11 protein-coding genes are annotated in these 11009 nt (G+C 68.2%); 4 read left to right on the top strand and 7 right to left on the bottom strand.

Annotation, left to right across the window (positions count from 1 at the left end; genetic code table 11):
• Positions 1–4: 4 nt before the first annotated feature.
• The gene (locus ACLBYD_RS11410) at positions 5–946 is read right to left on the bottom strand and encodes an IclR family transcriptional regulator (RefSeq protein WP_447816518.1); all 942 of its coding nucleotides are present in this window, start codon (positions 944–946) and stop codon (positions 5–7) included.
• An 82-nt stretch (positions 947–1028) separates the two neighbouring features.
• Between ACLBYD_RS11410 and ACLBYD_RS11405 the strand changes: the two genes are divergently transcribed.
• The 4 genes from ACLBYD_RS11405 to ACLBYD_RS11390 all read left to right on the top strand — a co-directional run bounded on the left by ACLBYD_RS11405 (position 1029) and on the right by ACLBYD_RS11390 (position 4744).
• Positions 1029–2195 carry a hypothetical protein gene (locus ACLBYD_RS11405; protein ID WP_447816517.1) on the top strand — a complete coding sequence of 389 codons (1167 nt, stop codon included), beginning with the start codon at positions 1029–1031 and terminating at the stop codon, positions 2193–2195.
• Positions 2192–2983, top strand: coding sequence for an SDR family oxidoreductase (locus ACLBYD_RS11400; protein WP_447816516.1), 792 nt, complete (start codon positions 2192–2194; stop codon positions 2981–2983). Before ACLBYD_RS11405 ends, ACLBYD_RS11400 begins: the two co-directional genes overlap by 4 nt.
• A 12-nt stretch (positions 2984–2995) precedes the next feature.
• A complete protein-coding gene (locus tag ACLBYD_RS11395) occupies positions 2996–4144 on the top strand; it encodes a sulfotransferase family protein (protein WP_447816515.1) in 1149 nt (382 codons plus the stop codon).
• A 72-nt stretch (positions 4145–4216) separates the two neighbouring features.
• Positions 4217–4744: a MarR family winged helix-turn-helix transcriptional regulator gene (locus tag ACLBYD_RS11390; RefSeq protein WP_006552564.1), complete on the top strand. Its 528-nt coding sequence runs from the start codon at positions 4217–4219 to the stop codon at positions 4742–4744.
• Between the two features lie 71 nt (positions 4745–4815).
• On the opposite strand, the gene ACLBYD_RS11385 is transcribed toward ACLBYD_RS11390, so the two are convergent.
• The 6 genes from ACLBYD_RS11385 to ACLBYD_RS11360 all read right to left on the bottom strand — a co-directional run bounded on the left by ACLBYD_RS11385 (position 4816) and on the right by ACLBYD_RS11360 (position 10983).
• Positions 4816–5592 (bottom strand): enoyl-CoA hydratase, encoded by a 777-nt coding sequence (locus ACLBYD_RS11385; RefSeq protein WP_060654796.1) that lies wholly within the window; start codon positions 5590–5592, stop codon positions 4816–4818.
• Positions 5589–6497: a 3-hydroxyisobutyrate dehydrogenase gene (gene mmsB / locus ACLBYD_RS11380; RefSeq protein WP_447816514.1), complete on the bottom strand. Its 909-nt coding sequence runs from the start codon at positions 6495–6497 to the stop codon at positions 5589–5591. The genes ACLBYD_RS11385 and mmsB overlap by 4 nt, the downstream gene beginning before the upstream one ends.
• The gene (locus tag ACLBYD_RS11375) at positions 6494–7558 is read right to left on the bottom strand and encodes an enoyl-CoA hydratase/isomerase family protein (RefSeq protein ID WP_447816513.1); all 1065 of its coding nucleotides are present in this window, start codon (positions 7556–7558) and stop codon (positions 6494–6496) included. The genes mmsB and ACLBYD_RS11375 overlap by 4 nt, the downstream gene beginning before the upstream one ends.
• Positions 7555–8709, bottom strand: coding sequence for an isobutyryl-CoA dehydrogenase (locus ACLBYD_RS11370; RefSeq protein ID WP_120282092.1), 1155 nt, complete (start codon positions 8707–8709; stop codon positions 7555–7557). Before ACLBYD_RS11370 ends, ACLBYD_RS11375 begins: the two co-directional genes overlap by 4 nt.
• A gap of 11 nt (positions 8710–8720) precedes the next feature.
• Positions 8721–10253, bottom strand: coding sequence for a CoA-acylating methylmalonate-semialdehyde dehydrogenase (locus tag ACLBYD_RS11365; RefSeq protein ID WP_006552559.1), 1533 nt, complete (start codon positions 10251–10253; stop codon positions 8721–8723).
• A gap of 178 nt (positions 10254–10431) precedes the next feature.
• The gene (locus ACLBYD_RS11360; RefSeq protein ID WP_447816512.1) at positions 10432–10983 is read right to left on the bottom strand and encodes a DUF1360 domain-containing protein; all 552 of its coding nucleotides are present in this window, start codon (positions 10981–10983) and stop codon (positions 10432–10434) included.
• Positions 10984–11009 lie beyond the last annotated feature (26 nt).

Genomic DNA, 11009 nt, shown 5'->3' with positions numbered 1-11009 from the left:
TCCGTCAGCGCGGTGGCCGGTGTCCGCCTAGATCCGCGGTGATCGCATCCGCGACCGCCACGAGCGCCGCGCCGTACCGTTCGATCCCGGCTGCGTCCACCTCCCGCTCGAGGTGCAGCGTGAGCACGAGCGACTGGTGGCCGTCGGGATCGTAGGCCGGGGCGGCCACGAGGTTGACCGCCCGCTTCTCCCCCGCGGCGAAGGCGTCGGGCAGCAGCACGCGCTCGCCGGGGCTGGCCACGAGTTCCGCCAGCATCTCCCGCATCTCGGGCGCGAGGTCGTGCGAGACCACTCCCGCCATGAGCGCGTACAGGCGACGGCCGCCGGGAGTGAGGGACTCGGCCAGATAACCCGTCCGGCGACATTCGGTGACGATCCGCCACAGGTCGTCGCGGTCGGCGGTCACGGGCAGGGTCGGCTCTCGCCGCAGCCACTGTTCGATGCGCTCGTCGGTGTCCCACAGCACGTACATCAGACCCACCGGGGGCGCGAAGGGATACACCTCCCCCACCCGCGCCGCCGCGGCCGTGCCGTGGCCACCGATGACGTCGAGCACCGCGATCCGGTCGCCGACGACCGCCGACGCGGAGCACATCACGCCGAACTCCTCGGCGAGGGCGGCGAGATGCCGGTGGGCGACCGGCCCGGACGCGAAGCCGCGCTGGGCTGCGCGTCCCGCGACGATCAGTGCAGGCCCGAGACCGTAGGTCTTGTCGACGGGGTCGCGGATCAGATAGCCGGCGTCGGCGAGCACGGTGAGGATGCCCAGGCAGGTGGGCTTGCTCAGGTCGAGTTCGCGCGCCAGTTCCGACAGTCCGAACCGGACACCGGGTCGCGCGACGAGGTGGTCGAGGACCTGCACGACGCGTTCCGTGGGCGGCGACCGGCGGGCGGCTCCCGCCCCGGCGGTCGGCTCCCCGAGCGTCTCGGTCTCGCGACGAGCCATTGACCCTCCCTGGAACACGTTCTACTCTCGGCGCAACGGAAGACTACCGCAGCGGTACATATTTGGACCACAGGAGATCGTAGTGCTCACCGATCCGCTCACCGCGGCGATAGCCGAGGCCGAGAAACTCGTCGCCACAGCCCCGCACATCCGCACCGAACAGGACCTCGTCGAGGGATACGGATATCTGGCGGGTGGGATCTCGGCGTGCGTCCACGCCACCTTCGCGTACAGCCGATCCCATCCGGTCTTCGTCACCGGCACCGGCCCCTACGCGAAGATGGGCCTCGACAATCCCGACACCCTGTACTGGGGCGCATCGATCCGCGACGACGCCGAGTACGTCGTCACCGGGCGCCGCGGCACAACCTGCGATCTCAGTTTCCAGGTGCTGGCCGGCAACTACACCGACGCCGAGGTGCCCGGCAACGTCACGGCCTTCGACGACCGCGCGTTGACCATCGCCGACGACGGCACCTTCGAGGTGCGGTTCGGACCCGGCCCACGAGATCCGGAACGTAACCACTTCCCGCTCGCGCCCGGCTCGTCGCAGCTCGTGGTCCGCGAGGTCTACAGCGACTGGACGCAGCGCCGCGGCATGCTGAGCATCCACCGGCTCGACAGCCTCGGCACCCCGGCACCCGAACCCACCCACCAGGACGCGGTCACCCGTTACGAACGTGCCGGTCGCGCACTGGTCTCGCGGGTGAAGACCTGGCTGCAGTTCCCCGAGTGGTTCTACCTGAAGCTGCCGGTGAACACGGTCACCGAGCCGCGCCGCACCCCAGGTGGTCTCGACACGCAGTACTCATCCGTCGGGCACTACGAACTCGGCGACGACGAGGCGATGGTCCTGACCCTCCCGGCGAGCGACGCGCCCTATCTGGGCTTCCAGATCGGCAGCCTCTGGTACATCTCCCTGGACTACATCCACCACCAGACCTCCCTGAACAACAGTCAGGCGCAGGTCGATCCCGACGGGATGGTCCGGATCGTGGTCTCGGCCCGCGATCCGGGGCTGACCAATTGGGTCGAGACCCTCGGCCGCAGCCGCGGGATCCTGCAGTTCCGCTGGCAGCGCCTCGATCGCGAACTCACCGCAGCCGACGGCCCGACGGCCGAGGTGGTGCCGTTCGACCGGCTCCCCGAGATCCTGCCCTTCCACGATTCGAACCGCATCACTCCCGAGGCCTGGGCGCAGCGCATCGCGGACCGCCAGCGGGGCGTCGCCGATCGGATGCTCGCATGAGCGCGGCAGCGGGACTGCTCCGCGACCGCGTCGTCGTGATCTCCGGTGCCGGTCCGGGACTGGGGCGCACGCTCGCGCTGCGGTGCGCCGAACACGGCGCCGACGTGGTGCTCGCCGCCCGGACCCGGGAGCGGCTCGAGAAGGTTGCAGCGGAAGTCGAGAGCACGGGCCGCCGGGCCCTGGTCGTGCCCACCGACATCACCGACGACGAGTCCGCCGCCGCCCTTGTCGAGTCTGCGGTCTCGGAGTTCGGTGGTGTCGACGTGCTCGTCAACAACGCGTTCTCCGTTCCGTCAATGAAGCCGTTGGCGCGCACCGACTTCCAGCAGATCCGGGACAGCGTGGAGCTCACCGTCCTCGGCGCGCTGCGGCTCACGCAATTGTTCACCCCCGCCCTCGCCGAGTCGGCCGGCGCGGTGGTCAACATCAATTCGATGGTGCTGCGGCACTCCCAGGAACGTTACGGCAGTTACAAACTCGCGAAGTCGGCGTTGCTGGCGATGTCGCAGTCCCTGGCGACGGAACTCGGACCGCAGGGAATCCGGGTGAACTCCGTTGCACCGGGGTACATCTGGGGGCCGATCCTGCAGGGGTACTTCGAACACCAGGCGGGAAAGTACGGCACCACCGTCGAACAGATCTACGAGCACACCGCCGCCGCCTCCGATCTGAAGCGTCTCCCGACCACCGAGGAAGTCGCGGATGCGGTGATCTTCCTGGCCTCGCCGATGGCGTCGGCGATCACCGGCCAGTGCATCGACGTCAATTGCGGCGAATACCACCACTGAACGGGACAGCACATGAGCGAACGCACCACCGTCGGCACCGTCGAGGATCTGCACGCCTCCGCGACCCGTTTGACGGGCCTGACCGATTTCGGCGACGACGACTACCGTGACGGGCTCGAGGTCCTGCTCGAATCGTATGCGCGGGACGAGAACCTCACCCCGCTCGGCAGCAAGATGTCACGGGTTTTCCTGCGCGGCGCCCTCATGGCGCGCTTGCTGTCGGAATCGGCCTGGGCCGCCCATCCCGAGCACGCCGACGTCCCGATCACCCGGCCGATCTTCGTCACCGGCCTGCCCCGCACCGGCACGACGGCACTGCACCGCCTGCTCGCCGCGGATCCCGCCCATCAGGGGCTCGAGATGTGGCTGACCGAGATGCCGCAACCGCGACCTCCTCGCGAGACCTGGGCGGAGAATCCCGTCTTCGCCGGGATCGAGGCCGGATTCGCACAGCACCACGTCGAGCATCCCGAGTTCATGGGTGTGCACTACATGTCGGCCGCCGAGGTCGAGGAATGCTGGCAGTTGCTGCGCCAGTCGTTCCGCTCGATCTCCTACGAGTGCCTGGCCCACCTGCCCATCTATTCGCAGTGGCTCGCGGAGCAGGACTGGACCGCGGCCTATGCCCGGCACCGGAGGAATCTGCAGCTCATCGGACTGCCGGACGCCGACAAGCGGTGGGTGCTCAAGAATCCCAGTCATCTGTTCGCACTGGACGAACTGCTCACGGTGTATCCGGACGCGCTCGTCGTCGTCACCCATCGAGATCCGCGCACCGTGATCCCGTCGGTGTGCAGCCTCGCGGCGCAGGCCACAGAGGGATGGTCCGACGCGTTCGTCGGTGAGACGATCGGGCGCAGCCAGCTCGACCTCTGGGCACGGGGTTTCGATCATTTCACCGAGGTGCGCCGCCGGCACGATCCCGCCCGTTTCGTCGACGTGGACTACCGGGATTTCGTCGCCGATCCGCTCGGCACCGTCGGCGGCCTGTACGACCGGTTCGGTCTGCCGTTCACAGCGGGGGCCGAACGCGCGATGGCCGACCTGCACGAAGAAAGCCGCAGCGGGGCAAGGAAACCCGCGCACCGGTACACGCTCGAGGAGTTCGGGCTGAGTGTGGGCGAGGTCGACGAGCGTTTCCGCGACTACGCGTACCGCTGAACCCGGCAGGAAAGGCACCGGAAACCGGTGTGCCCTGGCTACCTGCGCGTTCGTCCGTGGGATGATGGAGGCATGCCCGCACCACTCCCCCTCGACCCCATCGCCGAAGCCCACCGCCAGTGGACCGCCCACGGCTGGGGCGAAGTCGCCGACGGCATGGCCGCGGTCACCTCGGTGATGCGGGCGCAGCAGATCATGATGGCGCGGGTCGAGGAGGTGCTCAAGCCCTTCGGCCTGACCTTCGCGCGCTACGAACTCCTCACGCTGCTGCATTTCACCAGGTCGGGAGCGTTACCGATGGCGAAGGCCAGCGCGCGCCTGCAGGTGCACCCCACCAGCGTCACCAACGCCGTCGACCGCCTCGAGAAGGCCGGACTGGTCCGGCGTACCCCGCATCCGAGCGATCGACGGGCCACACTCATCGAACTCACCGACGAGGGACGGGCATTGGCGATCCAGGCGACGGAGAAGCTCAACACGGAGGTCTTCGCCCGGCCCGGCATTCCCGAGGAGCACATCGACACACTGCTGCGCATCATCGCGACGATGCGGCACGACGCCGGCGACTTCGACACCGGCGGTGCGCCTTCCAAGTGGTGAGGCGCGAGAGACGGCCGAGAAACGAGGAGGGNCGTTCGGGGCGGCCCTTCGTCGTGTACGAGTGGTGGGGATCAGGCGTGCTTGAACTCCGGCGCGCGCTTCTCGACGAAGGCCGCCATGCCTTCCTTCTGGTCGGCGGTGGCGAACGTCGAATGGAACACGCGGCGCTCGAACTTCACACCCTCGGCCAGCGTCGTCTCGAAGGAGCGGTTGACGGCCTCCTTCGCCATGATCGCGACCGGCAGCGACATCGACGCGATGGTCGTCGCCGTCTCGAGTGCCACGTCGAACAGGTCCGCGGCGGGAACGATGCGCGAGACGAGTCCGGCGCGCTCGGCCTCCTCGGCGTCCATGTTGCGGCCGGTCAGGCACATGTCCATGGCCTTGGCCTTGCCCACGGCGCGGGTGAGGCGCTGCGATCCGCCGATGCCCGGGATGACGCCGAGCTTGATCTCGGGCTGACCGAACTTGGCGGTGTCCGACGCGATGATGAAGTCGCACAGCATCGCCAACTCGCAGCCGCCGCCGAGCGCGTAACCCGACACCGCGGCGACGATCGGCTTGCGGACGGACGAGAGCCGATCCCACTGCGAGAACAGGTCTTCCGCGTAGACCTCGGCGAAGGTCTTCGGAGCCATCTCCTTGATGTCGGCACCGGCGGCGAACGCCTTCTCCGAGCCGGTGAGCAGGATCGCACCGATCTCGTCGTCCGCGTCGAGTTCCTCGACGGCGGCGACGACCTCACGCATCAACTGGCTGTTGAGGGCGTTGAGCGCCTTCGGCCGGTTGAGGGTGACGATGCCGACGCGGCCCTTGCGGTCGAGCAGGATGGTCTCGAAATCGGTCACTGGCTGTCCTTCGCGGTCGAGCGGTCTCGGATGTCGGTGATGATGGCGGAGAAGTCGAGTCCTCCACCACCCTCGGTGTTGAAACGATGGTAGAGCTCGGCTGCACGCAGCCCGAGTTCGGCCTCGACACCGTTGGCGCGCACCGCGTTCGCGGCCAGTCCGAGATCCTTGTCCATGAGCGCGGCCGCGAAGCCCGGCGTGTAGTCGTTGTTCGCGGGGGTGGTCGGGACGGGGCCCGGCACCGGGCAGTTGCTCGTCAGCGCCCAGCACTGGCCGGACGCGTTGGACGCGACGTCGAACAGTGCCTGGTTGTCGAGGCCCAGCTTCTCACCGAGGACGAACGCCTCGCTGATGGCGATCATCGAGATGCCCAGGATCATATTGTTGCAGATCTTCGCGGCCTGGCCGTTGCCCGACCCGCCGCAGTGGACGATCTTGCGGCCCATGGCCTCGAGCAGCAGCTTCGCGGTGGCGAAGTCGTCCTCGTTGCCGCCGACCATGAACGCGAGGGTGCCTGCGGCGGCACCGGCGACACCGCCGGAAACCGGGGCGTCGACGGCACGGTGACCGGCCTTCTGCGCCTTCTCCGCCGCCGCGCGGGCATCGGCGACGTCGATGGTCGAGCTGTCGACGAACAACGTGTTCGCCTCGGCCGCGGGCAGGATCTCGTCGTACAGGTCGAGGACGAGCTTGCCGTTGGGCAGCATGGTGATCACGACCTGGGCGCCGCGCACCGCGTCGGTCGCGGCCTCGGCGACGGTGATGCCGTTCTTCGTGGCCTCTTCCTGCGCAGCGGGAACCGGGTCGTAACCGTTGACGGTGTACCCGGCGCGGACGAGGTTCGCGGCCATCGGCCCGCCCATGTGTCCGAGGCCGAGGAAGGCGACGGTGGGAAGTTCACTCATCGGTCGTTCTCCTTGGGAGCGGCGAGCCCGAGTTCGAGATCGCCGAGCGGCTGGAAGTAGGCGTCGACGTCGGCCTCGGTGACATCGGCGAGGGTCGCCGGCGACCACTGCGGGTTGCGGTCCTTGTCGACGACCTGTGCGCGGATGCCCTCGACGAGGTCGTGCGACTTCAGCGAGGCGGTCGAGACCCGGAACTCCTCGTTCAGCACCTCTTCGAGGCTGCCGAGCTGCCGGGCGTGACGCAGCGAGCGGAGGGTCACCTTCAGCGCGACAGGCGATTTCGCGAGCACCTGGTCGGCGGTCTCCCGTGCCTCCGGAACGTCGGAAGCCCGAAGGCGTTCGACGATCTCCTCGACGGTGTCGGCGGAGTACGCCGCGTCGATCCATTCGCGCTGCCCGAGCAGGGCCGATTCCGGTGCGGGCTGCGAATATTCGGCGAGCGCGTCCTCGACCGAGCCGGATTCGAGTGCGGCGACGAACTTGTCGAGCGACTCGGACGGCAGGTAGTGGTCGGCGAAGCCGAGGGCGACGGCGTCGCCGGCCTTCATCCGTCCGGTGGTCAGCGCGATGTGCGTGCCGATCTCGCCGGGGGTGCGCGAGAGCAGGTAGGTGCCGCCGACGTCGGGAACGAATCCGATTCCGGTCTCGGGCATCGCGATGCTCGAGCGTTCGGTGACGATCCGGACGTTGCCGTGCGCCGAGATCCCGACGCCGCCGCCCATGACGATGCCGTCCATGATCGCGATGTACGGCTTCGGGTAACGACCGATGACGGCGTTGAGGATGTACTCGTCGCGCCAGAAGTCCTGCGATCCCGTGCCGCCGTCCTTGGCGTCGTGGTAGATCGAGACGATGTCGCCGCCGGCGCACAGGCCGCGCTCACCGGCACCGCGCACCAGCACGGCACGCACCGAATCGTCGTTCTCCCACGCGCTCAGGGCCTTCGACATCTCGAGGACCATGGCGTGGTTGAGGGCGTTGATGGCCTTGGGCCGGTTGAGCGTGATACGGCCGATGCCGTCCTTCACGTCGATGAGGATCTCGGGTTCCTGCCCGGTCATGCCGCTCCGTTCTGCGCTGCGGCCACCACGCTCCGCGCGACGACCACCCGCATGATCTCGTTGGTTCCTTCCAGGATCTGATGCACGCGCAGGTCGCGCACGATCTTCTCGATCCCGTACTCGGCGAGGTAACCGTATCCGCCGTGCAACTGCAGCGCCTCGTTCGCGACCTCGAAACCGGTGTCGGTGGCGAAGCGCTTGGCCATCGCGCACAGCTCCACGACGTCGTCGGCGCCACGGTCGAGCGCGTCGGCGGCACGCCACAGCATCGTGCGTGCGGCCTCGAGTTCGATCCGCATGTCGGCGAGGCGGAACTGCAGCGCCTGCGAGTCGAGCAGCCGCTCGCCGAATGCCTTGCGCTCGGCGAGGTAGGCGACCGCCCGGTCGAGGGCGGTTTGACCGCCGCCCACCGAGCACGCGGCGATGTTGATGCGGCCGCCGTTGAGGCCGTGCATGGCGATCCGGAAGCCGCCGCCCTCGGTGCCGAGGAGGTTCTCGGCGGGCACGCGGGCACCGTCGAGGATGACCTGGCGGGTGGGCTGCGCGTTCCAGCCCATCTTCTTCTCGTTGGCGCCGAAGGACAGCCCGGGGGTGTCCTTCGGGACGATGAACGCCGAGATGCCGCGCGCGCCGGTGTCGCCGGTGCGGGCCATGACCACGTAGACGTCGGACGTGCCGGCCCCGGAGATGAACTGCTTGACTCCAGTGAGCACGTACTCGTCGCCGTCACGAACGGCCTTGGTGCTCAGGGCCGCTGCGTCGGATCCGGCGCCCGGCTCGGTGAGGCAGTAGCTCGCGAGGTGCTCCATCGTGCAGAGCTTCGGGATCCACTGCTTGCGCTGGTCGTCGTTGCCGAACTTGTCGATCATCCACGTGACCATGTTGTGGATGGAGATGTAGGCGGCGATGGACGGGCAGCCCTTCGCGAGCTCCTCGAAGATGCGGACGGAGTCGAGGCGTCGCAGCCCCGATCCGCCCACGTCCTCGCGGACGTAGATCCCGCCCATGCCCAGTTCGGCGGCCTTGCGCAGCACGTCCACGGGGAAGTGCTTGCTCTGGTCCCATTCGACCGCGTTCGGGACCAGATATTCGGTGGCGAAGTCCCGGGCGGTGTCGCGGATCGCCCGGTCGTCGTCGGTGAGAACGAACATCGATGGACCGCCTAGTTCATCGTCGGGATGACGAAGTGGTCGGTATCGGCCACGTGCGCACCCTCGATGTCGCCTTCCTTGACACCGGACGGCCAACGCTGCGTGACCGTCTTGGTCTTGGTGTAGAAGCGGAAGGCGTCGGGGCCGTGCTGGTTGAGGTCGCCGAAGCCGGAGGCCTTCCAGCCGCCGAAGGTGTAGTACGCGATCGGGACGGGGATCGGGACGTTGATGCCGACCATGCCGACCTCGACGCGGGCCGCGAAATCGCGGGCGGTGTCGCCGTCGCGGGTGAAGATCGCGACGCCGTTGCCGTACTCGTGCTCGGTGGGCAGGCGCAGGGCGTCCTCGTAGTCGCGCGCACGCACCACGGTGAGCACGGGGCCGAAGATCTCCTCCTTGTAGATGGACATCTCGGGGGTGACCTTGTCGAACAGGGTGGCGCCCGAGAAGAAGCCGTTCTCGTGGCCCTCGAGGACGAAGTCCCGGCCGTCGACGACCAGCTCGGCGCCTTCTTCGACGCCCTGGGCGATGTAGCCGTGCACGCGGTCGCGGGCGGCGGCGGTCACGAGCGGACCGAAGTCGGCCTTCTCGTCGAAGCTGGTGCCGATACGCAGTTCGGCGATGCGCTCGGTGAGCTTGGCGACGAGACGATCCGCGGTCTCCTCGCCCACGGGGACGGCGACGGACAGCGCCATGCAGCGCTCACCGGCCGAGCCGTAGGCGGCGCCGACGAGTGCGTCCGCGACCTGGTCGAGGTCGGCGTCGGGCATGACGATCGCGTGGTTCTTCGCACCACCGAAGCACTGTGCGCGCTTGCCGTTCTTCGCGGCCGTCTCGTAGATGTACTGCGCGATGGGGGTCGAGCCGACGAAGCCGATCGCCTTGATGCGCGGGTCGTCGAGCAGGTAGTCGACGGCGCTCTTGTCGCCGTTGACTACGTTGAACACACCGGCGGGCAGGCCGGCCTCGAGGAACAGCTCGGCCAGACGGAGCGGCACGGAGGGGTCGCGCTCGGAAGGCTTGAGCACGAACGCGTTTCCGGCGGCGAGCGCCGGGCCGGCCTTCCACAGCGGGATCATGGCCGGGAAGTTGAACGGGGTGATCCCGGCGACGACGCCGAGGGGCTGACGCATCGAGTACACGTCGATTCCGCCGCCTGCGGACTCGGTGTACTCACCCTTGAGGAGGTGCGGGGCGCCGATGGCGACCTCGATCACCTCGAGGCCGCGCTGGATGTCCCCCTTCGCGTCGGGGACGGTCTTGCCGTGCTCGCTCGACAGCAGGTGGGCGAGCTCGTCCATGTTCTCCTGCACGAGGTACACGAACTTCATGAGGACGCGCACGCGCTTCTGAGGATTCCAGGACGCCCACACCTTCTGCGCCTCGGCGGCGTTGGCGATGACGGCGTCGACCTCGGAGTCGGCCGCGAGCGGCACGCGGGCCTGGACCTCTCCGGTGTTGGGGGCGAAGACGTCGGCGAAGCGGCCGGAGGTGCCGGCGACGTGCTGTCCGCCGACGAAGTGGGTCAATTCTCGAACGCTCATGTCCGATCCCGTCCTTTACTGGTGTGCGATGACGTGGGGTGTGCGATTTTCGGCGCGAACGGGCGCAGGCCCGAAGTCTTCGCTCATCCTATAGTTGGAAGTCCACGTATGTCTACCGTCACACCGGACCGGATCGGCCGGCACCCCTCACGCGGGGTCGATCTACGAGGGATCGCGATCAGCCCTCGGCGATCTGCTGCGCCTTCGCGTACGCCAGGTGCAGGAAGTCGGCTCCGGTCAGCGCCGCGAACGAACCGGCCACCAGACGCGTGAGATTCGGAGCGTAGACGCGGCCGAAGACCATCGCCGTCACCGTCCACAGGTCGAGGCAGAAGGGGCAGGCCAGCAGTTCCCCGACGGCGTGACGGACCCGCGACGACTTGCGGGGCTGCTCCATCACCTCGGCCGGACCACCGGGGCCGTCGAACTTCGTGAACGGTGCGCGGACGGGACTGGTCACCGCCGCCTTGCTCACGATCCGGGAGACCTTGTGGCTCGCGAGCGCGGTCACCACGAGATCGCCGGCATCGGGCTTCGGCATCGGCCGCCCGCGCTTGGCCGCGACGGCGCCGAGCGTGCCGACAGTGGTGAGGTACACGGACATGAGCACCGCATATCCACCGAGGGGTCGATCCTCCCCGTTCCGATAGGTGTCGGCCTCGTCCTGGACCGCATCGACCGCACGTTCGGCGTTCTCCCGCGCTGTCGACGATGCTTCCGGTGTCCGCATGAATCCTCCACTCGTGGCATGTGCTG

This window comes from Rhodococcus sp. C26F (assembly GCF_053345925.1).
The sequence above is the reverse complement of the archived record's forward strand: the minus strand, read 5'-3'. Positions and strand labels throughout refer to the sequence as shown.

What these genes read in the sequence shown, in the direction of transcription:
- ACLBYD_RS11370 (WP_120282092.1), bottom strand. Translation starts at nt 8,709, where the DNA reads ATGTTCGTTCTCACCGACGACGACCGGGCGATCCGCGACACCGCCCGG.
- ACLBYD_RS11395 (WP_447816515.1), top strand. Translation starts at nt 2,996, where the DNA reads ATGAGCGAACGCACCACCGTCGGCACCGTCGAGGATCTGCACGCCTCC.
- ACLBYD_RS11360 (WP_447816512.1), bottom strand. Translation starts at nt 10,983, where the DNA reads ATGCGGACACCGGAAGCATCGTCGACAGCGCGGGAGAACGCCGAACGT.
- ACLBYD_RS11400 (WP_447816516.1), top strand. Translation starts at nt 2,192, where the DNA reads ATGAGCGCGGCAGCGGGACTGCTCCGCGACCGCGTCGTCGTGATCTCC.
- ACLBYD_RS11410 (WP_447816518.1), bottom strand. Translation starts at nt 946, where the DNA reads ATGGCTCGTCGCGAGACCGAGACGCTCGGGGAGCCGACCGCCGGGGCG.
- mmsB (WP_447816514.1), bottom strand. Translation starts at nt 6,497, where the DNA reads ATGAGTGAACTTCCCACCGTCGCCTTCCTCGGCCTCGGACACATGGGC.
- ACLBYD_RS11390 (WP_006552564.1), top strand. Translation starts at nt 4,217, where the DNA reads ATGCCCGCACCACTCCCCCTCGACCCCATCGCCGAAGCCCACCGCCAG.
- ACLBYD_RS11365 (WP_006552559.1), bottom strand. Translation starts at nt 10,253, where the DNA reads ATGAGCGTTCGAGAATTGACCCACTTCGTCGGCGGACAGCACGTCGCC.
- ACLBYD_RS11375 (WP_447816513.1), bottom strand. Translation starts at nt 7,558, where the DNA reads ATGACCGGGCAGGAACCCGAGATCCTCATCGACGTGAAGGACGGCATC.